The 20,569-nt window shown below is 71.4% G+C and carries 19 protein-coding genes; 15 read left to right on the top strand and 4 right to left on the bottom strand.

Annotated elements, in window-relative coordinates; translation table 11 throughout:
- The first annotated feature begins 4 nt into the window (after positions 1 to 4).
- The 11 genes from pta (at position 5) to ABEG17_RS17960 (ending at position 12,887) form a co-directional block, all read left to right on the top strand.
- Positions 5 to 2,062, top strand: a complete 2,058-nt coding sequence (gene pta, locus ABEG17_RS18010) for a phosphate acetyltransferase (RefSeq protein ID WP_406830862.1) — start codon at positions 5 to 7, stop codon at positions 2,060 to 2,062.
- On the top strand, positions 2,062 to 3,264 hold the full coding sequence (locus ABEG17_RS18005; protein WP_406830861.1) for an acetate/propionate family kinase: 1,203 nt from the start codon (positions 2,062 to 2,064) through the stop codon (positions 3,262 to 3,264). Before pta ends, ABEG17_RS18005 begins: the two co-directional genes overlap by 1 nt.
- A gap of 86 nt (positions 3,265 to 3,350) precedes the next feature.
- Positions 3,351 to 4,979 carry an amidohydrolase gene (locus ABEG17_RS18000; RefSeq protein ID WP_406830860.1) on the top strand — a complete coding sequence of 543 codons (1,629 nt, stop codon included), beginning with the start codon at positions 3,351 to 3,353 and terminating at the stop codon, positions 4,977 to 4,979.
- Positions 4,980 to 5,117: 138 nt separating this feature from the next.
- Positions 5,118 to 5,723 (top strand): RNA polymerase sigma factor, encoded by a 606-nt coding sequence (locus ABEG17_RS17995; RefSeq protein WP_406830859.1) that lies wholly within the window; start codon positions 5,118 to 5,120, stop codon positions 5,721 to 5,723.
- A complete protein-coding gene (locus ABEG17_RS17990) occupies positions 5,720 to 6,721 on the top strand; it encodes a hypothetical protein (RefSeq protein WP_406830858.1) in 1,002 nt (333 codons plus the stop codon). The genes ABEG17_RS17995 and ABEG17_RS17990 overlap by 4 nt, the downstream gene beginning before the upstream one ends.
- A 74-nt stretch (positions 6,722 to 6,795) precedes the next feature.
- Positions 6,796 to 8,394, top strand: coding sequence for a lysine 5,6-aminomutase subunit alpha (locus ABEG17_RS17985; protein ID WP_406830857.1), 1,599 nt, complete (start codon positions 6,796 to 6,798; stop codon positions 8,392 to 8,394).
- Positions 8,391 to 9,185, top strand: coding sequence for an OAM dimerization domain-containing protein (locus ABEG17_RS17980; RefSeq protein ID WP_406830856.1), 795 nt, complete (start codon positions 8,391 to 8,393; stop codon positions 9,183 to 9,185). Before ABEG17_RS17985 ends, ABEG17_RS17980 begins: the two co-directional genes overlap by 4 nt.
- On the top strand, positions 9,182 to 9,586 hold the full coding sequence (locus ABEG17_RS17975) for a hotdog domain-containing protein (RefSeq protein ID WP_406830855.1): 405 nt from the start codon (positions 9,182 to 9,184) through the stop codon (positions 9,584 to 9,586). The genes ABEG17_RS17980 and ABEG17_RS17975 overlap by 4 nt, the downstream gene beginning before the upstream one ends.
- Before the next feature lie 406 nt (positions 9,587 to 9,992).
- On the top strand, positions 9,993 to 11,627 hold the full coding sequence (gene lnt / locus ABEG17_RS17970; RefSeq protein WP_406830854.1) for an apolipoprotein N-acyltransferase: 1,635 nt from the start codon (positions 9,993 to 9,995) through the stop codon (positions 11,625 to 11,627).
- Positions 11,620 to 12,390, top strand: coding sequence for a polyprenol monophosphomannose synthase (locus ABEG17_RS17965; RefSeq protein ID WP_406830853.1), 771 nt, complete (start codon positions 11,620 to 11,622; stop codon positions 12,388 to 12,390). Before lnt ends, ABEG17_RS17965 begins: the two co-directional genes overlap by 8 nt.
- Complete coding sequence (locus tag ABEG17_RS17960; RefSeq protein ID WP_406830852.1) at positions 12,375 to 12,887, top strand: FxsA family protein; 513 nt, start codon at positions 12,375 to 12,377, stop codon at positions 12,885 to 12,887. Before ABEG17_RS17965 ends, ABEG17_RS17960 begins: the two co-directional genes overlap by 16 nt.
- Before the next feature lie 140 nt (positions 12,888 to 13,027).
- Here ABEG17_RS17960 and ABEG17_RS17955 read toward each other — a convergent pair whose 3' ends face one another.
- The 4 genes from ABEG17_RS17955 to ABEG17_RS17940 form a co-directional block, all read right to left on the bottom strand.
- Positions 13,028 to 13,387 carry an RNA polymerase-binding protein RbpA gene (locus tag ABEG17_RS17955; protein WP_056914443.1) on the bottom strand — a complete coding sequence of 120 codons (360 nt, stop codon included), beginning with the start codon at positions 13,385 to 13,387 and terminating at the stop codon, positions 13,028 to 13,030.
- Positions 13,388 to 13,592: 205 nt separating this feature from the next.
- Entirely contained in the window at positions 13,593 to 14,978 is a 1,386-nt protein-coding gene (locus tag ABEG17_RS17950; protein ID WP_406830851.1) for an MFS transporter, read from the bottom strand.
- A gap of 86 nt (positions 14,979 to 15,064) precedes the next feature.
- Positions 15,065 to 16,462, bottom strand: a complete 1,398-nt coding sequence (locus ABEG17_RS17945; protein ID WP_406830850.1) for a D-alanyl-D-alanine carboxypeptidase family protein — start codon at positions 16,460 to 16,462, stop codon at positions 15,065 to 15,067.
- Between the two features lie 110 nt (positions 16,463 to 16,572).
- The gene (locus ABEG17_RS17940; RefSeq protein WP_406830849.1) at positions 16,573 to 17,064 is read right to left on the bottom strand and encodes a GNAT family N-acetyltransferase; all 492 of its coding nucleotides are present in this window, start codon (positions 17,062 to 17,064) and stop codon (positions 16,573 to 16,575) included.
- Between the two features lie 145 nt (positions 17,065 to 17,209).
- Here ABEG17_RS17940 and ABEG17_RS17935 point away from each other — a divergent pair, with 145 nt between their 5' ends.
- The 4 genes from ABEG17_RS17935 to ABEG17_RS17920 all read left to right on the top strand — a co-directional run bounded on the left by ABEG17_RS17935 (position 17,210) and on the right by ABEG17_RS17920 (position 20,376).
- Positions 17,210 to 18,916, top strand: coding sequence for an HAD family acid phosphatase (locus tag ABEG17_RS17935; protein WP_406830848.1), 1,707 nt, complete (start codon positions 17,210 to 17,212; stop codon positions 18,914 to 18,916).
- 189 nt (positions 18,917 to 19,105) lie between these two features.
- The gene (locus ABEG17_RS17930; RefSeq protein WP_406830847.1) at positions 19,106 to 19,456 is read left to right on the top strand and encodes a single-stranded DNA-binding protein; all 351 of its coding nucleotides are present in this window, start codon (positions 19,106 to 19,108) and stop codon (positions 19,454 to 19,456) included.
- A gap of 54 nt (positions 19,457 to 19,510) precedes the next feature.
- Complete coding sequence (locus tag ABEG17_RS17925; RefSeq protein WP_406830846.1) at positions 19,511 to 19,960, top strand: helix-turn-helix transcriptional regulator; 450 nt, start codon at positions 19,511 to 19,513, stop codon at positions 19,958 to 19,960.
- A gap of 5 nt (positions 19,961 to 19,965) precedes the next feature.
- The gene (locus ABEG17_RS17920; protein ID WP_406830845.1) at positions 19,966 to 20,376 is read left to right on the top strand and encodes a VOC family protein; all 411 of its coding nucleotides are present in this window, start codon (positions 19,966 to 19,968) and stop codon (positions 20,374 to 20,376) included.
- Positions 20,377 to 20,569: the final 193 nt, after the last annotated feature.

The raw sequence follows: 20,569 nt of genomic DNA, 5'->3' as shown, positions 1-20,569 counted from the left end.
CCCCGTGGTCACGAGCATCTACATCGCCGGCACCGAAGCCCAGTCCGGCAAGTCCGCCGTGGCGGTCGGGCTGCTCGACCAGCTCAGCCGCCGCACCGGGCGGGTCGGGGTGTTCCGTCCGATCGTGCGGGCCTCGGCGCCCGACGTGCTCCTGCTGACCCTGCTCTCCCAGCTGCCCGGCGACCAGACGGTGGAGCAGGCCTGCGGCGTCACGTACGACGACCTGCACGCTTCACCGGAGCGCGCCATGGGCACGATCGTCGACCGGTTCCACGAGGTCGCGCGTGACCATGACGTCGTCCTCGTCGTCGGGTCCGACTACACCGACGTCGCGGCACCCACCGAGTTCTCGGTCAACGCGGCGGTCGCGGCCAACCTCGGCTCGAGGCTGCTGCTCGTGGTCCCGGCCCAAGGGCACGACCCGGGAGAGGTGGCCACGTCCGCCGAGATGGCCGCCAACGCCGCACGGGACGCGCACGCCCACGTGACCGGGGTCGTCGCGAACCGGGTCGACCCCGACCTGCTGGAGGCGACCGCATCCGCGGTGTCGTCCCGGGTCGGGGTGCCCGTGCAGGCGCTGCCCGAGACCCCGCTGTTGCGGTCGCCCACGGTCAAGGACCTCATGGATGCCTGCACCGGCCACCTGGTGCACGGTTCCACCGGGTGGTTGGACCGCGAGTGCACCAGCCTGCTGGTGGCGGCGATGACGATGCCCCACGTCCTGGACCGCCTCGTCGAAGGCTGCGTGGTCATCGTTCCGGGCGACCGCGAGGACGTCGTGCTCGGGGTGCTGCTGGCGCACCGGTCCAGGACCTTCCCCGCCCTGTCCGGGATCGTCCTCAACGGTGGGTTCCCGCTGACCCCACAGGTGCAGCGGCTCATCGAGGGTCTGGAGGTCGAGCTGCCGGTCATCGCGACCCAGGGCGGCACCATGACGACCGCGACGCTGCTGGGCGCCGCCCGCGGCCGTCTCACGCCCGAGTCGACCCGCAAGCTCGAGGCGGCGGTGGCGATGGTCGAGCGGGGCCTGGACGCCGAAGCGCTGCTGGGTCCGGTGGGTGCCGCGGGCGAGGGCACCGTGACCCCGCTGATGTTCGAGCACCGGTTGGTCGACGACGCCCGGGTCGCGCACGCCCACATCGTGCTGCCCGAGGGCGCCGAGGACCGGATCCTGCTGGCCGCCGACACCGTCCTGGGCAGGGGCATCGCGAGACTCACCCTGCTCGGCAACCCGGAGTCGATCCGCGCCAACGCCGCGCGGCTCGGGGTGGACGTCTCCGCCGCGACCGTCATCGACCCGACGACCAGCGACCTGCGTGAGGGCTTCGCCGCCGAGTACGCGGCGCTGCGGGCGCACAAGGGCGTGACCGTGGACCAGGCCCGCGACCGGGTGGTCGACCCCTCCTACTTCGGCACCATGATGGTCCACCAGGGCCTGGCCGACGGCATGGTTGCCGGGTGCATCACGACGACCGCCCACACGATCCGCCCGGCTCTGGAGATCGTCCGCACCGCGCCGGAGGTCTCGGTCGTCTCGAGCGTGTTCCTGATGTGCCTCGCCGACCGCGTTCTGGTCTACGGCGACTGCGCGGTCAACCCGGACCCCACCGCCGAGCAGCTCGCCGACATCGCGATCTCCTCGGCCCGAACCGCCCTGCGGTTCGGCATCGAGCCGCGCGTGGCGATGCTGTCGTACTCGACGGGGGAGTCGGGCACCGGCGCCGACGTAGACAAGGTCCGCACCGCCACCGCCCTGGTGCACGAGCGCGCTCCCGAGCTGCTCGTCGAGGGCCCGATCCAGTACGACGCCGCCGTCGACCTCGGCGTCGCCGCGACCAAGATCAAGGACAGCCCGGTGGCGGGACGCGCCACGGTGCTCGTCTTCCCGGACCTCAACACCGGCAACAACACCTACAAGGCGGTGCAGCGCAGCGCCTCGGCCGTGGCGATCGGCCCGGTCCTGCAGGGGCTCAACCGGCCCGTCAACGACCTGTCCCGGGGGGCCCTCGTGCGAGACATCGTCAACACCATCGCCATCACGGCGATCCAGGCCGGCACCTGATGGCGAACCCCCAGTGGGTGCTGGTCGTCAACTCCGGCTCGTCGTCGCTGAAGTACCAGGTGGTCGACGCGGTCTCGGGCCGCACCGCGGCCACCGGGATCGTCGAGCGGATCGGGGGACCCGGCCGGCTGCGGCACACCACCGACGCAGGCACCCACGAGGAGGACGTCACCTGCCGCGACCACCGGGCTGCGCTCGCCGCGGGGCGGGCCGCCCTGGCCGAGCACGGGCCGGACCTCGACGAGCTGGGGCTGTTCGCGGTCGGCCACCGGGTGGTCCACGGCGGCCCGCACTTCAGCGAGCCGGTGGTCGTCGACGACGACGTGTTCGCGGCCATCGTGGAGCTCGTCCCGCTCGCACCGCTGCACAACCCGGCCAACCTCCAAGGCATCCGCAGCGCCCGCGAGTCCTTCCCCGGTGTCCCCCAGGTCGCGGTGTTCGACACCGCCTTCCACCAGACGCTGCCCCGGGAGGCGTTCACCTACGCCGTGCCCGCACCCTGGCGCGAGCAGCACCAGGTGCGCCGCTACGGCTTTCACGGCACCTCGCACCGCTACGTCTCACGCCGCACCGCCGAGCTGCTGCACCGCAGCCCGCAGGAGTGCAACGTCATCGTGCTGCACCTCGGCAACGGCGCCAGCGCCTGCGCCGTGCAGGGCGGACGCAGCATCGACACCTCGATGGGGCTGTCCCCGCTCGAGGGGCTCGTCATGGGGACGCGCTCCGGCGACGTCGACCCGGCCATGGGCGCCTACCTGGCGCGCGTCGCGAACCTCGACGCCGCCGCATACGACGAGGCGCTGAACACGCGCAGCGGGCTGCTCGCCCTGGCTGGGACCTCCGACCTGCGCGAACTCGAGCAACGCCGCCGCAGTGGCGACGCCGGCGCCGAGCTGGCGTTCGCGGTGATGGTCTACCGGCTGCGCAAGTACGTGGGCGCGTATGCCGTGGCGCTGGGGCGCGTCGACGCCATCGCCTTCACCGGCGGCATCGGCGAGAACAGCGTCTCCGTCCGTGCCGGGGTGCTGGACGGCCTCGGGGTGCTCGGCGTCGAGCTGGACGCAGCGGCGAACGCCGACGGCGAGCCCGAGCGGCGGGTGACGACGGACGACAGCAGTGTCGCCGCCTGGGTGGTCCCGACCGACGAGGAGCTGGAGATCGCCCGTGCCTGCCTGGCCGTCCTGCCCGGTGGTCGTGGCTGATGGTCGTGGCTGATGGTCCTGGCTGATGGTCGTGGCTGATGGTCCTGGCTGATCGGGAGGACACGGGTGCCGCATAAGGTGCTCGCGTGAGCACTCTCTACCGCGGCGGATTCGTCTACTCACCCATCGACCCCTTCGCCAACGCGATGGTCGTCGACGACGCCTCGGGCACCATCGCCTGGATCGGCGGCGACGACGCCTCGGCGGTGCACGGTGACGCCGTGGACCGGGTGGTCGAGCTCGACGGGGCCCTCGTGACGCCGGCGTTCGTGGACTCGCACGCCCACCTGTCGCAGACCGGTGCGGGTCTTCGGGGGGTCGACCTCGGCACCACGCGCAGCGTCGCCGAGGCCCTGTCGCGGATCGAGGACGCCGCGCGCCGCCAGCAGGGCCGCCCCGTCTACGCACCCAACTGGGACCAGGGCCACTGGGCCGAGCGGCGCCCCGTCACCGGTGCCGAGCTCGACCGCGCCACCTACGGCGGGGTCGTCTACTCACCCCGCATCGACGGCCACTCCGCCGTGATCTCCTCGGCGCTCGCGGCGGCGTCCGGAGCGCGCCAGCTCCCGGGCTGGGAGGGCGAGGGGCTGGTCACGCGGGAGTCGCACCACGCGGCGCGGGTCGCCTTCGCCGACGCGGTCACGCCGGCGCAGCGGCGCGCCGACATCGACCTCGCGCTGCAGGCCGCCGCGGCCGCGGGCATCGGGCTGGTCCAGGAGAACGGCGGGCCGGTGCTGTCCAGCGCCGACGACTTCGCCGACGTGCTGGCGGCGGGGGAGCGCGGCGACGGACCGCAGACCCTCGGCTACTGGGCCGAGCTCGTCGGCGACGAGCAGCAGGCCCGCGACCTCGCGACCCTGCACGGGGCCCATGGCCTGGCCGGCGACCTCAACGTCGACGGGTCGATCGGCTCGCGCACCGCGCACCTGCGCGCTGACTACACCGACGCACCCGGTCACACGGGCAACGCCTACCTCACCGTCGCCCAGGTCCGCGACCACGTCGCCGCCTGCTCGCTCGCCGGGCTGCAGGCCGGCTTCCACGTCATCGGCGACGCGGGGGTCGACACCGTCGTCGAGGGCCTCGAGGCCGCCGCAGCGCTGGTCGGCGCCCCCGTGGTGTCGCGGGCTCGGCACCGCCTGGAGCACCTCGAGATGGTCGACCCCGCTCAGATCCAGCGGCTCGTCGCCCTCGGTGTCGGCGCCAGCGTGCAGCCCGCCTTCGACACCTTCTGGGGCGGACCCGACGCCATGTATGCCGCGCGGCTCGGTGCCGAGCGCGTCGTGGGCGACGCGCCGATGAACCCCTTCGCGTCGATGCTCGCGGCCGGGATGACCGTCGCCTTCGGCTCCGACTCGCCCGTGACGCCCTTCGCGCCGTGGGAGGCCGTGCGGGCCTGCATCACCCACCACGACGAGCGTCAGCGCATCTCTGCCCGTTCGGCCTTCCTCGCCCACACCCGCGGTGGCTGGCGGGCCGCCGGGTTCGACGACCGCGGATACCTCGACCTGGGCCTGCCTGCGACGTTCGCGATCTGGAAGGTCGGCGACCTGGTCGTCCAGGCCCCGGACGACCGCATCCAGACGTGGAGCACCGACCCGCGTTCCGGCACGCCGGGACTGCCCGACCTCTCGCCTGGGGAGCCCGCGCCCCAGTGCCTGCGGACCGTCGTCCGGGGTCGCACGGTCCACGACGTGGGGGCGTTCACCGGCTGATCCGCTTCTTCGGAGGATCCGACGGGCCTTGGTCCGCCGGATCCTCCGAAGACGGCGACCTCCCACGTGCCGGGAAGGCGGAGCGGCACAATCCGGGGCATGCGCGTGATCCGGGGGGAGCAGCGGACACAAGAGGGTGTGAGCAGACACCCAGACAGTCACCTCGACGGTCACGTCGACCGGCACGACGAGCTCAGCGCGCTGTTCCGGCAGCACGCGGCTCGCGTCCACGCGTACGCCAGGCGGCACGTCGAGCCGAGCCAGTGCGACGACGTGGTCTCGGAGACCTTCCTCGTCGCGTGGAGACGACCGGACCAGGTTCCGGACGAGCCCCTTCCCTGGCTGCTCGTCGTCGCCCGCAACGTCGTGGCGAACCAGCGGCGCACCGCCCGGCGTGCCGACGAGGTCTGGTTCGCCGCGGTGCGCCAGGGCTGGACATCCAGCGCACCTTCGGCGGACGAGGCCGTGCACGAGCGGGACAGCGTCCTGCGCGCCCTCGAGCAGTGCACGCGGGCCGAGCGCGAGGCGCTCCTGCTGACCGCGTGGGACGGGCTCTCGCCCACCGACGGCGCCGCCGTCGCCGGCTGCTCGGTGCGCGCCTTCACGGTGCGTCTGCACCGTGCCCGAACCCGGCTCCGGGCCGCGTATGCCGCCGAGGCCTCGCCCTCGTCCCCCCTGCCGGCGGGGGAGCCGGCCCGTACCCCGCGCCTCGCCAGCGCCACGATCGCCCAGGAGATCTCGTGAAGACCATCGCCCAGCCGTCCCACCGCACCTTCGACCCCCTGCGCCTCCTGGAGGCCGCCCGCCCCACCGAGGACGCCCTCGGCGCGGACTGGCCCTCGACCCGGGCCGAGGCGGTCCTGACGGACTCCCTACGGCGTGCAGGAGCAGAGGACACCCCGGCCGGACGCGTCGTCGCGCTCGCGCCGCGCAGGTCGAGGCGGCGCTGGGTCGCCCTGGGCGCGGCAGCCGCCGTGGCAGCCCTGGCCGTGCTGGGGGGCACGACCGTGTTCGCCCCGGACACCGCCCTGCCCCGCGCCGACGCGGTGGAGCGACTCGCCGCCACCGCGGCCCTGGCCCCGACCCTCGAGGTCGGACCGGGCCAGTACCTCCACCAGGTCGTGACGTTCAGCCAGGCGCACCGCGACTCCCAGACCCCGGCAGTCGACTCCACCTCGGAGAGCTGGACCGACGCCGACGGCACGACGTGGCTGCGGGACGTCTCCCGGGCGGCGCCGACCGGCACCACCTTCTCCCGCTTCCCGGCCACCCCGCTCGGGGACGATCCCTTCATGGGCACCCAGCCGGCCGACTACCTGCAGTGGCCGACCGAGCCCACGGCGCTGCGGGCCCTCTTCGACGCGCACATCCGCAGCACCGGACCCAACGCCCTCGACCCGAGCCAGGCCATCTTCGAGAACTGCACCGACCGCTTCGTCCAGGGCATGACACCACCCGCCCTCAACGCCGCCATGATCCGGGTGCTCGGGGACCTGCCGCAGGTCAGCACGTCCAGGGTGCGGTTCGCCGGTCACGACGCGGTCAAGCTGGAGTACCGCGGCGCCTACGTCGACGCCGTGTACTTCGACGAGGCCAGTGGGCGGTACCTGGGGGAGACCGACCCCGGCAACCGGACCGTCGTCACCGTGCAGCCGATCGTCGTCGACGCCGTGCCCGCCGAGGTCCTGGCCAAGGCGAAGACCCAGGGGAACGACGACGCCACTGCCGGCAGCGGCGGCTGAGGGCACGGGCACAGGATTTCCGGTCAACCGCGACGTTGGCCGGAAATCCTGTGTCCCGCTGCTAGATTTGCGCCGTGTCTTCACGAGCCAAACCCCTCTTGGACCTCGATCCCGCCGCCGTCCGCCAGGCCCGCGCCCTCGCGCGCAAGGCCGGCCGGCCGGTCGTCAAGCTGGCCCAGAGCCACACGACGGTCTCCGTCGAGCGCGCCACGCTGCGCCTCGCGGGTCTCGCCGGCGCCGACCACGAACGGGTGCCGTGGGTCAACCACCTGGTCGATGCCGTCCGTGCCGAGGTCGGCCTCGAGCACGGGATCACGACGCCCGTCTACGACGCGCTGCGCAGGGGAGAGGCCCCGGACCTGCTGACGCTGGCCCAGAAGGCCGCGAGCGGCTCGGCGTCGTTCCGCCTACCCGAGGGGCGCGAGGCGACCCGCGCGCAGTCCGCCGCACGACGCGAGGTGAGCCGCGGCATACGCACCATCGACAAGCAGCGGGCCACCCGCGACCGGCTGATCAAGCGTCACGGTGACCCCGAGCAGCGCCCGTGGATCTACCTCATCGTCGCCACCGGCGACATCTACGAGGACATCCCGCAGGCGCAGAACGCCGCCCGCGAGGGCGCCGACATCATCGCCGTGATCCGCTCCACCGGTCAGTCGCTGCTCGACTACGTGCCCGAGGGCGCCACCCGCGAGGGGTATGCCGGCACGTACGCCACACAGGAGAACTTCCGGCTCATGCGGGCGGCCCTGGACGAGACGTCCAAGGAGCTCGGCCGCTACATCCGCCTCACCAACTACGCGTCCGGCCTGTGCATGCCCGAGATCGCCACGCTCGCCGGGCTCGAGCGGCTCGACATGATGCTCAACGACTCGATGTACGGGATCCTCTTTCGCGACATCAACCCGATCCGCACGTTCGTCGACCAGCGGTTCAGCCGCCAGATCCACGCCCGTGCCGGGATCATCATCAACACCGGTGAGGACAACTACCTCACCACCGCCGACGCCGTCGAGGCCGCGCACACGGTGACCGTGAGCCAACTGCTCAACGAGTACTTCGCCAAGGAGGCCGGGCTCGAGGACTGGCAGCTCGGACTGGGCCATGCCTTCGAGATCAACCCCGACCTGCCTGACTCCTTCCGGATGGAGCTCGCGCACGCACTGCTCGCGCGCCAGCTCTTCCCCAAGGCGCCGCTGAAGTGGATGCCGCCGACCAAGCACATGACCGGCGACGTCTTCCGCGGCTACCTGCTCGACGGGTTCTTCAACCTCGTCGGCGCCATGACCGGCCAGGGGATCCTGCTGGTGGGCATGATGACCGAGGCCGTGGTGACGCCGTTCCTGTCCGACCGCGACCTGGCCCTGCAGAACGTGCGGTACGTGCTCAACGCAGCCGGCGGCCTCACCGAGGACTTCCACCCGCCACGTGACGGGTTCATCCAGACGCGGGCGCGCCACGTGCTGGGGGAGGCGGTGGACCTCCTCGACGCGATCGTCCACGACAGCGACCCTGCCGGCGACCCGCCGTTGCTGGCAGCCATCGCCGACGGCACCTTCGGCCTGATGAAGCGCCCCGCCAACCGCGGCAAGGGCCTGGACGGTGTGGTCGAGCGCGCTGCCGACTACGACAATCCCGCCACGACGATGCTCGAGGAGGGCAGCGACCGATGAGCGCCTCGAAGCAGCCCGACATCATCCGCCCCTACGGCGACACCACCGGTGACGGCATGGTCCAGGTGTCCTTCACCCTGCCCGTGGCCCACGACAAGCGGGCCGAGGGCGCGGCCCTGCAGCTCGCCGCGAAGATGGGCCTGGAGCCTGCCCTGCTCGTGCACGCCAAGGCGATGGGTCCCGACTTCACCTTCTTCGTCGTCTACGGCAGCGCCAAGCACCTCGTCGACCTGCGCGACGTCACCGTCGTCGAGCGCGAGTTCCCGCTGCTCAGCCCGACCGAGGTCAACAAGGCCATCAAGTCCCGGCTGCGTCGCAAGCTCGTCGTGGTGGGCGCCTGCATAGGCACCGACGCCCACACCGTCGGCATCGACGCGATCCTCAACATCAAGGGTTTCGCGGGGGAGAAGGGCCTGGAGTACTACCGCGAGGTCAAGGTCGTGAACCTCGGGGCCCAGGTCCTCGTCCCGGAGCTGGTCGAACGAGCCCGTGAGGAGAAGGCCGACGCGGTCATGGTCAGCCAGGTCGTCACCCAGCGTGACGCCCACATCCACAACACCACGACCATGAGCGCAGCCTTCCGCGAGGCGTACCCCGCCGGTCAGGTGCCCCTGCTCGTCGTCGGTGGCCCCCGCTTCGAGGAGGGGTCGGCCCCCAGGCTGGGTGTCGACCGCATCTTCGGACGCGGCACCACCCCCGGTGAGGTGGCCAGCTACCTCGTCCACGCCCTCGCCCCTCCTCGCGACTCCGCTTCCCGCGACGCCGCGTCCTCGACGAAGGAGAAGTCATGACCACCGGAGCCACCGTCGGACGCACCGTCACGCACCGCCGCTACGTGCCGTACAGCCACGCCCACTACGCCGGCAACCTCGTCGACGGCGCCTACTCGCTGGCGGCGTTCGGTGACGTGGCCACCGAGATGTGCATCGTCACCGACGGCGACGAGGGGCTCTTCGCGTCCTACTCCGACGTGCAGTTCAAGGCGCCGGTCCGCGCCGGCGACGTCATCGAGATCGAGGCCAGGCTCGTCCGGGTCGGGAGCCGCAGCCGCGAGATGGCCTTCGAGGTGCGGGTGGTCGGTCGCGGGGCCCCGGCGCGCGGGGAGTCGAGCGCAGACGTCCTCGACCCGCCGGTGGTCGCCACGACGGCGCGTGGCGTCGTGGTCGTCCCTGCACCGTCCTCCGACAGCTGAGGTGCCCACCGGCGTGTCGTGGACGACACGCCGACCGTTCGTCGAATGACCTGTGGTGCAACGGTTCTCGTCCGTGCGGCTGACCTGCGCATTGGCGCTTTTCCGCCACGGACGACGTCTTGACACCCCTCCCCACGCCGGTAGGTTTGCCCACGGTCGTCCCACCGACGAACCGTCCGCGAGGGGGAATCCGCGCAGGGGATGGACTCACTGACCGGTGGCTAGCGCGCGCAGCCATCGCCCGCCAGCAGTGAGGTCCTGACTCGTGCAGGTGCCTGCTCCGAGGCGGTGGGGGACGGCGGCACGGCCCGTGCGCCTAGTAGACAACAGCAGGACGTCGGCACCCAGCCCACACCTCGCTGGTCCCAACGGCAGCACGGGCCGTGCCGTGTCCTACCGTGGTGTCGTGCCGACGTCCTCCCGCCCGCGGGTGATCACCCTCGTCGTGGCCGCGGCCTCCGGCTTGGCCACCGCCTACGCGTTCCCGACCCATGACATCTGGTGGCTCGCCCCCGTCGGCGTGGCGCTCCTCTCGCTGGCGGTGACCGGTGCCGGGTGGCGGCTGGCCGCTGTCGCCGGGCTCGCCCACGGCCTCGGTTTCTTCTTCCCGACCCTGTCGTGGTCCGGCGTCTACGTCGGCGACCTCCCGTGGATCGCCCTGTCCACCCTCGAGGCCCTCTACATCGCGGCCATGTGCGCCGTGGTCGCCGTCGTGCAACGTCCGCTGACGGCCTCGCGCCTGCACCCTCTGGCGTATGCCGTCGTGCCCCTCGCCTGGGTCCTGCAGGAGTGGGCGAGGGCCACGACGCCGTTCGGTGGCTTCCCGTGGGCGCGGCTCGCCTTCAGCCAGGCCGACAGCCTGCTCGCCCCGTTCGCCCGCTTCGCCGGCGCACCCGGCCTGACCTTCGCCGTGGCGGCGACCGGAGTGCTGCTGCACGCGCTCGTGCGCAGCGTCTTCCACCGGCTGCGCCGGACCCCCGCCGCGGCGCCTCCCGCGCGGCCGCTGCTCGGCGCCGTCCTCGTGCTGGTCGCCCTTGCGCCCCTCGCCGTGGCCCTGGCCACGACTCCTCCCACCGACGGCCGGAAGGTCTCGGTGCTCTTCGTCCAGGGCAACGTCCCCAAGCCCGGCCTCGACTTCAACTCCGAGCGCCGCAAGGTCCTGGACAACCACGTGCAGGCCACCGTGGCCGCGGCGGCGCGCAACCCGGTCCCGCCCAGCCTCGTCGTCTGGCCCGAGAACGCCTCGGACATCGACCCCTTCCGCAACCTCGACGCCGCCGCAGACATCCGCTTGGCCGTCGAGACGGTGAAGGCGCCGCTGCTGCTGGGCGCCGTGCTGCTGGGGCCGGGGGAGTACGTCTCCAACGCCAGCCTGTTCTACCTGCCCGGCAACCCCGTCCCGCAGCGGTACGTCAAGCAGCACCCGGTGCCGTTCGCCGAGTACATCCCCTACCGCAGCTTCTTCCGGAACTTCAGCGACAAGGTCGACCTGGTCACCCGCGACTTCGCCAAGGGGGACCGCCCGGGCGCCTTCGAGGTCCCCGTGGCCGGGCAGGACCCCTACTGGATCATCCCGACGATCTGCTTCGAGGTCGCCTACGACGACCTGATGCGCGACTCGACGCTGCAGTCGGGCAAGCAGGACAACATCCTCGCCGTGCAGACCAACAACGCGACGTTCGGCTACACCGCCGAGTCCGAGCAGCAGTTCGCCATCAGCCGGATCCGGGCCATCGAGCACGGTCGCTCGGTCGTGCACGTGTCCACGGTGGGGGTCAGCGGCTTCATCAACCCCGACGGAACGTACGTCGAGAAGACGTCGTTGTTCAGGTCGGCGGCCGCGTTCGGCGCACCGGTGGTCCGTACCGAGGTCACCCCCTCCGACCGGATCGGCCCGCTGCCGCAGTATGTCGCGGCCCTCGCCGTCGTGGCGCTGCTCGCCGTGGGTCAGTGGCGGCGTCGTCGGGACGCTAGGGTCGAGGCCGCCAGCACCGACCCCGCGGGGCCGGCAGAGTCACGAAGGGACAGCGTCGTTGTCTGACCAGATCGACCGGGTGCTCGTCTGCATCCCGACCTATGACGAGCGGGAGAACCTGCCGCTCGTCGTGCGCCGCATCCGTGCGGCCGTGCCCACCGCCGACGTCCTCGTCCTCGACGACAACTCGCCCGACGGCACCGGTGACGTGGCCGACGAGCTGGCTGCGGCCGACCCCCAGGTCAGGGTGCTGCACCGCCCGGGCAAGCAGGGGCTGGGCATGGCCTACCTCGCCGGCTTCCACTGGGGCCTGGACCGGGGTTACGACGCCATCGTCGAGATGGACGCCGACGGGTCGCACCAGCCGGAGCAGCTGCACCGTCTCCTCGACGCCCTGGCCGACGCCGACCTGGTCATCGGGTCCCGCTGGGTCCGCGGTGGGTCGGTGGTCAACTGGCCGCTGCACCGCAAGGCGCTCAGCGTCGGTGGCAACCTCTACACGCGCGCCCTGCTCGGGATGCCCGTGCACGACGCGACCGCGGGCTACCGCGCCTACCGCGCCGAAGCTCTGCGCGCCATGGGCCTGAGCCAGGTCGCGTCGCAGGGGTACTGCTTCCAGGTCGACCTGACGCGCCGTGCGGTCCGACTCGGCCTGCGGGTCGTGGAGGTGCCCATCACGTTCGTCGAGCGGGAGATCGGCGACTCCAAGATGAGCGGCGACATCATGCGCGAGTCGCTGCAACGGATCACGGCCTGGGGGGTGCACCACCGCGCAGACCAGCTGCGTGGTGTGTCCGGGCGCCGGGAGGCGACGTGGCACGAGCTGTAGGCAGCACGCCGTACGCCCGCGGTCGAAGGCCACGCCGTCCGCGGTGGCTCGTCGTGGCCTTCGTGCTGCTCCTCGTGGTGCCCGTCCTCGAGATCGCCACCATCATCGCCGTGGGCAAGGTGATCGGTGGCTGGCAGACGCTGCTCCTGCTGCTCGTCGAGTCCGCGCTCGGTGCCTGGGTGGTCCGCCGCGAGGGGGCGCGGGCCTGGTCCGCCCTCAACACGGCCCTGCGCACGGGCCAGATGCCCAGTCGTCAGCTCGCGGACGCGGCGCTGGTGCTCGTGGGAGGGACGCTGCTGCTGGCGCCTGGCTTCCTCACCGACATCGTCGGGTTCTTCTTCATCCTGCCGTTCACCCGGCCCATCGCCCGACGGCTGCTCGAGGTCGCTGTGGCCAGGCGCCTGCTCGGTGGGTTCCCCGGACGGTGGGGGAGCGGCCCGGGTGGACCCACCGGCCGCGCCTCCGGACCGGACGTCGTCGAGGGCGAGGTCCTTTGACCGACGGCTCGTGACCGACGGCTCGTGACCGCCGACTGGTGGTCGCCGCCCCACCGTGGTGGGCCGGACACGACACAGCGGCCGCACCCGTCGTGGGTGCGGCCGCTGTGTCGTGTCCGGCCGAGGCCCTCGTGACGCGGTCAGGCGGTGCGCTTGCGACGCGGCTTCTCGCCGCGCGACTCGCGCAGGAGCACGAGGCGCTCCTCGAGGAGTTCCTCGAGCTCGGGGATCGAGCGACGCTCGAGCAGCATGTCCCAGTGGGTGCGGACGTGCTTGACCTGCTTGGCCTCGGGCTCGGGGCCGTCGACCAGACGAGCCTCCTCGCCGCAACGGCACTCCCAGGTCGGCGGGATCTCCGCCTCGATGGAGAACGGCAGCTCGGTGCGGTGCCCCTGCGGGCACACGTATGCAGTGATCTGACGCTCGCTCGGGACGACGTGGTCGTCTGTCTCGAGGCTGTGTGAAACCATTCGGCTACCGCGGAGGGTGCGCTCGGCCATGGTGGGTTCTCCCAACGTGCGTGGTTCCCAGCCCGCTCTGTCGGGGGCTCGGGATTCGTCAGGGATAACGACGTCGACCCCTGCAATGTTCCGACGCACGCGGCGCGTTCAGGGTTGTCTCAGGGTGACACGGATCACATCCGCCATGGCAGCCGCCGTGATGCAGACCCGTTCAGCAGGCTGTCGCCGGGCCGCCAGGACGAGGTCAGACGACGGCCGGCACCTCGTTGCCGGCGTCGCGGATGCCTCGGCGCATGTCCACCCGGGACAACAGGACACCACCGATGACGAAGAACACGACAAGGGCCACGATCGAGGGCCGGTAGGACCCGGTCCACTGGTAGACCAGGCCGAAGGTCAGGGTGCCGAACCAGCTCGTCCCGCGCTCCATCGCCTGGTAAAGGCTGAAGAACTCCGCCTCGCGGTTCTTGGGCACGAGCTGGCTGAACAACGACCGGCTCAACGCCTGGGTCCCACCCAGGACGAGGCCGATCGCCACGCCGAGGGCGAACAGGGCGGCGATCGCCTTCTCCGGGACGAAGAAGGCGTACACCACCACCCCGCTCCACAGGACCAGGCCACCGAGGACCGTCCGCCACGCGCCATACCTGTTGGCGAGCCGGCCGAACAGCAGCGCGCCCGCGATGCCGACGAACTGCACCATGAGGAAGAGCGTGAGCATCGTCGTCTCGGGGAAGCCCAGCTCGCGCTGCCCGTAGAGGCTCGACTGCCCGATGACCGTCTGGATCCCGTCGTTGTAGAACAGGTAGGCCACGAGGAACAGCATCGTCTGGGGCAGCAGCTGCAGCTCGCGGAAGGTGGACCCCAGCTGGCGCAGGCTCCCGCCGACGATGCCGGCGCTACGCGCCACCTCCGGGCGCTCCACGCCGCGCAGCCGCCACATGCCGATCACCGGGATGAGGGTGAACCCGGCCCACCACAGGCCCGCCATGAGCATGCTGAGCCGGACGGCGCCCCCACGGTCGAGGCCCAGGCGCTCAGGGTTGCTGAGCATGAGGAAGTTCACGGCGAGCAGCAGACCTCCACCGAGGTAGCCCAGGGCCCACCCGCGGGAGGAGACCTTGTCGCGGTCGTCCGGGCTCGCGATCCGGCACAGGATGGAGTCGTAGACGACCAGCGAGGCGCCGAGGCACAAGGTGGCCACGACGAGCAGGACGACACCGAGCTGCCAGTTGGTCCCCTTGACCAGGGACATGAGGCAGGCGGCGACCGAGCCGACGGCCGCGAAGCCGCCGAGCAGGCGCGCCGGGCGGGGGGAGCGGTCCGCGATGGCGCCCACGAAGATCAGGGCCACGGCGGAGACGATGGTGGCCACCGTGACCGTGAACGGGGCGATGGACCCTGGCGAGATTCCGACCCCGAGGACGTCGAGGTTGGTGCGACAGGTCTGCCCGTCCGCTAGGCCGGGACACGCGGCGCTCTCGGCGACAGCGGTGAGGTATGGCGTGAACAGGACGGTGGCGGTGGTGGTGACGAACGCGGAGTTGGCCCAGTCGTACCAGTACCAGGACCGGCGGTAGTGCTCGTTCCCGACCCAGGCCGACTGCTGTTCGACCGTCGCTGTTGTCATGCGTGAAGGGTGGCACAGCGACCCGCGTCACCGACGCGTATGGCGACCCGCACGTGTGCGAGTCGCCGCCGCCGCGGGGGAGGGGACTAGCCCGCGTACTCCCAGTGCCACGGCTCGGGCAGGGAGCCGTTCGGCTCGGCCCACGACGGGTGGAACCACCCGTACAACGGCGCGTTCTGCTTCATCCAGAGGTGGGCTGCGCTGCCGAAGCTCTGGATCCCGCCGCACAGGTCGACGGCCAGGCCCTTGCCGTGCTCGCTGCGACCGGGGGTGGCTGCCCACTTGCCGCGGTCCGCCTTCACCGAGACCTGCTCGGCGTACGACCGGTAGGAGTCGGTGATGCAGATCGGGGACCCGGTGTCCCGCTCGTAGGCGATGCTCATGGCGTTGAACGCGGCAGCAGCGCTGGGTCGCAGGCTCTGGGTCGGGTCGGAGTAGAGCGGGCACAGTCCGGCCGCCGGGATGGCGCCGTTGGGGTAGTCGAGCTCGTTGGTGCTGCAGGCCTTGACCGACCCGTCGGCCTTGACCCCGGGGATGACCATTGCCTGGCGCAGGCGGGCCGTGGCCTTCTTCCCCGCCTCGGTCTCGCTGCCGAGCAGCAGGCCGGCGATGGGTCCGATCTTGGCGACCTGGGCGGCGTGCAGGGAGCGGGTGGCCTCGAGCTGGGACTTCTGCACGGCGATGGCGGCGTCGAGCTTGGTCTTGGCCGTTGCCGCCGTGGCCGCGGCCTGCCTGGCCCGGGTGCTGGCCTCGACGGCCTGGACGGCAGCGGCCTGCTGGAGGGCGGTGTTGTCCTCGACCTTGGTGAAAGCCCAGGACCGCTGGTCGCTGAGGTAGGAGAGCTGGGCCGCGGTGTCGCTGGCCTCGCTGGCGTCCTTGCCCAGCGCCTCGAACAGGAGGCTGACGTCACCCAGGGTGCCGCCACCTCCGGCGTAGGCCTGGTAGGCCCACTGGCCGAGCGCCTTGCGGTCCTCACCGAGCTGGGAGCTCAGCCGCTGGTACAGCGCGACGTTGCGGTCTGCCTCGGCGATGGCCGTCCGCTCGGCGTCCCGCGCCTCGGAGTACTGCTGGAGGAGGGTGTTCGCCTGCTTGGCGTACCGGTCCAGCTTGGTGGCCGCGGCGGCGATGGCCGCGTCGGACCTGGTGAGGTCCGCGGTGAGGGCATCGGCCTGGGCGACCTGGGCGGCGACCTGCGCCGGGCTCAGCGTGGCCTCCTTGGCGGCCTTGGCCTTCGCCGCCTTGGCGGCTCTCGCCTTCGCTGCCTGGGCCGCCTTCGCAGACGTCTCCTTGGCGGACGGGGTGACTGCACCGGCAGGGGAGCGGTATGCGACGCCGACCGTGCCGGCTGCCGCCACCGGGGTGGCCCCGAGGGTCGACGTCAGGGTCGCCGCCTGGGCCGAGGTTGCGCCGACGACCACCAGCACCGCCAGTGCGGTTCCGGTGAGTCCGGCGCGCGTGCCGAGCCCAGCCACGATCTGTCCCAACTGTCGTCCTTGCTCCACCGAGGTCCAGGTGCAGCCATGCTTCCTCGAGGAGGCTAACCGCGCGTCGGGCCCGGCCGCCTCGGCCGTTCCGGCACGATCCTTCGGCCGTTCTACCGAGTCGGTCGCTCCATGAGGCTGACGACGTGGCCCGTCGTCCCCAGCTGGTGCACCTCGCGGTACCCCCGCTGCCGGTGGAACGCCAGCGAGGCGACGTTCGGCGGGTCGAGGTTCACCTCGAGCGCCAGTCGCCCGCGCGCCCCCGCGGCGTCCTCGACGGCGTCGTAGACCGCGGAGGCCAGGCCGCGCCGCCGGAACGCGTCGTCGACGACGATGCGGTCGAGGTAGTCGAAGTCCTCGCCGAAGACCTGCGAGAACCAGCGGTAGTTCTCCGAGTCGTAGTCGCTCCCGGGGGAGAAGACCAGGACGAAACCCGCCACGACGCCGTCGCAGACGATGACGTCGGCGCGCGAGGCCCAGCCGCGCAGCTGGTCGAGGCGGTCCGCGTCCATCGGTGAGAGGAGCTCCACGTGACGCTCGTTGAGCTCGAGCACCACCGGGACGTCTTCGTCGGTGATGGGGCGCAGCAGCTCGGAGCGGTCCATGACCGGGAGTCTGCCACCCATGACAGATGTCACTTGCCGGGGCCTCGTGGCCTGCATAGCCTCCGGCGGGTCACGCTGTGCCACGGTGAACCCAGCACCGTGCTCGTCCCACACCGCCAGCTCCACCACCCACAGGAGTTTCCGTATGCGCCCTCCCGCCCAGACCACCTCCGGAGCCCTCAAGGCTCACCGGACCTCGCGGACGGCGGTGGCAGCGGGTGCTGCCCTGCTGGCCGTGGCCGCCCTGTCGTCCACCGGTGCCGCAGCCGCCAGTGCCCACGACTCCGGTGAGCACCACGGTGACCACCACCGCAGCGACCAGCGGTTGGCGCCGCGCACGCACTTCACCATGAAGGACGACGGTTCGAGCGGAGCCACCCAGGGTGGGGAGGGCATCCCCAACATCGACTCGGTCAAGAAGACCATCTACGCCTACTACGGCGATCCCTCCGGGACCGGCGCCGCGAGCACCAGCTCGTCGCCGTACATCTCCGAGATGGGCTCGATCCTGGCCCGGCAGCGCCGCCAGCTGCCCCACCTCCTCGCCGAGGCGAAGCACCACCACGCCAAGCCTGCGATCGTCTTCGACGCCGACGACACGACGCTGTGGACCTACCAGATGGAGGTGGGGGACATGAAGTTCGTGTTCACCCCTGCCGCCCAGCAGCCGTGGGTGGACGGTGAGCGCTTCCCGGCGGTGCCGGGCATGGTCGACTTCGTCAACGACGCGGAGAAGATGGGCTTCACCGTCTTCGGGCTGACCGGGCGCACCGACAGCCAGAAGTCCCACACGGTGAGCAACCTGGCCAAGGTCGGCTACACGGCGTTCCCGTCGGAGCGATTCTTCACGAAGTTCAACTCGGGGGCGACGCCGCCGTCCTACCTCTCATCGTCGTGGTGCTCGGCCTACCCGAAGTGCACGACCGTCGAGTACAAGGCCGGCACGCGTCGGCACATCGAGAAGGACCTCGGCTACGACATCGTGCTCAACGTCGGAGACCAGTTCTCGGACCTGCAGGGCGGGTTCGCCGACACGGCCCTCAAGCTGCCCAACCCGACGTACTACCTCCCGTCGCCGAACCTGCCGGGGGTCTTCGAGCCACGGCTCGCTCCCCGGACCCGGTTCACGATGGCGCCCGACGGCTCCAGTGGCCTCACCCAGGGTGGTGAGGGCATCCCCAACATCGACGTCGTCAAGAAGACCATCGCCGTCTACTACGGCGACACGGGCAGCGGCACCTCCGACAAGACGTCCTCGCCCTACATCTCCGAGATGACCCGTCTCGTGGCGCAGCGCAGCCACAGCATCCTGCAGCAGTGCGCGACCGGCGCCCGTCGTGGCACGAAGCCGGCCATCGTCCTGGACGCGGACGACACGACGCTGTGGACCTACGACATGGAGGTCGCGGCGATGCACTTCGTCTTCGACCCGGTGGTCCAGGACCAGCAGTGGGTCCAGCCGCAGGGCTTCCCGGCCACCCCGGCCATGGTGTCCTTCGCCAACGCGGCCTCCGATGCCGGCTGCACCATCGTCGGCCTGACGGGGCGCAACACGACCCAGCGCGCCGCCACGCTGGGGAACCTCGCCAAGGTCGGCTACACCGGCTTCACCGCGGCGAACTACTACACCAAGTGGACCAGCGCGGAGCAGCCGCCGTCGTACGTCACGCCGGCCGACTGCGTGGCATACCCCAAGTGCACGACGATCGAGTACAAGTCCACGACACGTCGTCACGTCGTCGACCAGGGGTATGACGTCGTCGCCAACTTCGGTGACCAGTTCAGCGACCTCATCGGCGGCAGCGCCGACCGGGCCGTCAAGCTGCCGAACCCGACGTACTACCTCCCGTAGCCGCGGGGGAGTGGCCCGCTGCTCGGCTGGTGCCGAGCAGTGTGGTCATGAGAGGCGTGGCCCGAGAGGCGTGGTCCCCACCGGGGCCGCGCCTCTCGGCCGTCCACAGGCGGCCGGCGGCGGGCGCGCCGTCCACAGGTGCACGTGTGGCCGGCGGCGGACACCGGCCGTGCCAGCCATCCTCGATTGATGGATGACATGGGGGAGTGGGTCAACGAGGTCCGGCTGGTCGGGCGCGTGAGTGCGGCGCCCGAGGAGCGTGAGCTGCCGAGCGGCGACACCGTGGTGCTGCTGCGCGTGGTCGTCCCGCGCCTGGGCACCGACCACGGGTCGGCCCGGGTCGACACGATCGACGTGGCGTGCTGGACGCCCCGGACCCGGCGCAGTGCGCTCCGGCTGGCGCCCGACGTCGTGGTCGAGGTCGGTGGTGCCCTGCGCAGGCGGTTCTTCCGAGCCGGGGCGGCCACCGCGAGCCGGTACGAGGTCGAGGCGGCGCGCGTCGTCGTCGTTCGCAAGCCGGCTCTCGTCAAGGCTCGTTGAGCACCGACACGGTGAGGCGTTGGCATCGGCTGCCGGGCGTGACACGATCCGTGGGTGAGCAGCAGCGCGGCCGAGGCGAGACGGCTCGACGACCTGGTCCTCCTGCGGCGGGCCCGTGACCGGATGGACCGCGAGTACGCCCAGCCGCTGGACGTCGAGGCGCTGGCGCGGGGGGTGCACATGTCGGCCGGGCACTTCAGCCGGGAGTTCCGTCGGGCCTATGGCGAGTCGCCGTACGGCTACCTCATGACCCGACGCATCGAACGTGCCATGGCGTTGCTTCGCCGCGGCGACCTCAGCGTCACCGAGGTGTGCTTCGAGGTCGGCTGCTCCTCGCTCGGGACCTTCAGCACGCGCTTCACCGAGCTCGTCGGAGTGCCGCCGAGCACCTACCGTCGCGAGGCTGTCGTGGCGACCTCGGAGATCCCGTCGTGCGTGTCCAAGCAGGTCACCAGACCGGTCAGGAATCGAGAAGCGACCCACGCAGGCGCGCCGCTAGCGTGAGCGGCATGGACATCACCATCCACTCCAGCTTCCTGGCGCACAACGACCCCGAGGCGGCACTGGCGTTCTACCGCGATGTCCTCGGGTTCGAGGTCCGTCAGGACGTCGGCTTCAAGGGCCTTCGGTGGATCACCGTCGGGCCGCCCGGCCAGCCGGGCACCTCGATCGTCCTGCACCCGCCGGCTGCTGACCCGGGCATCACCCAGGACGAGCGTCGCACCATCGAGGAGATGATGGCCAAGGGCACCTACGGCAGCATCCTGCTCGCCACGGCCGACCTCGACGGCACGTTCGAGAAGGTGCAGGCCGCCGACGTCGACATCGTCCAGGAGCCCACCGAGCAGCCCTACGGCGTGCGGGACTGCGCGCTGCGCGACCCGGCCGGCAACCTCATCCGGATCCAGCAGCGCCGCTGAGCCACGCGGGGCGCCAAGGGTCCATTCCCAGGTGGTGATATAACGCCGATAATCGACATTATGTCAATCTAGCGAATCTGGAAGAAGTCCCCCAACAGGCTTGCCCCCCTTCCGCCACTCCCGTCCCTTGCCGCCGCGTCCATGCAGCCTCGGTCGCGTGTGCGCCGACCAGGGTGCTGTAACTCCCCCTGAC

This window comes from Pedococcus sp. KACC 23699 (assembly GCF_045348425.1).
In the GTDB taxonomy this organism is placed as follows: domain Bacteria; phylum Actinomycetota; class Actinomycetes; order Actinomycetales; family Dermatophilaceae; genus Pedococcus.
This window is presented reverse-complemented; position numbering and strand designations above follow the sequence as displayed.

What these genes read in the sequence shown, in the direction of transcription:
- ABEG17_RS17955 (WP_056914443.1), bottom strand. Translation starts at nt 13,387, where the DNA reads ATGGCCGAGCGCACCCTCCGCGGTAGCCGAATGGTTTCACACAGCCTC.
- ABEG17_RS17935 (WP_406830848.1), top strand. Translation starts at nt 17,210, where the DNA reads ATGCGCCCTCCCGCCCAGACCACCTCCGGAGCCCTCAAGGCTCACCGG.
- ABEG17_RS17975 (WP_406830855.1), top strand. Translation starts at nt 9,182, where the DNA reads ATGACCACCGGAGCCACCGTCGGACGCACCGTCACGCACCGCCGCTAC.
- ABEG17_RS17980 (WP_406830856.1), top strand. Translation starts at nt 8,391, where the DNA reads ATGAGCGCCTCGAAGCAGCCCGACATCATCCGCCCCTACGGCGACACC.
- ABEG17_RS17940 (WP_406830849.1), bottom strand. Translation starts at nt 17,064, where the DNA reads ATGGACCGCTCCGAGCTGCTGCGCCCCATCACCGACGAAGACGTCCCG.
- ABEG17_RS17930 (WP_406830847.1), top strand. Translation starts at nt 19,106, where the DNA reads ATGGATGACATGGGGGAGTGGGTCAACGAGGTCCGGCTGGTCGGGCGC.
- ABEG17_RS17920 (WP_406830845.1), top strand. Translation starts at nt 19,966, where the DNA reads ATGGACATCACCATCCACTCCAGCTTCCTGGCGCACAACGACCCCGAG.
- ABEG17_RS18005 (WP_406830861.1), top strand. Translation starts at nt 2,062, where the DNA reads ATGGCGAACCCCCAGTGGGTGCTGGTCGTCAACTCCGGCTCGTCGTCG.
- ABEG17_RS17950 (WP_406830851.1), bottom strand. Translation starts at nt 14,978, where the DNA reads ATGACAACAGCGACGGTCGAACAGCAGTCGGCCTGGGTCGGGAACGAG.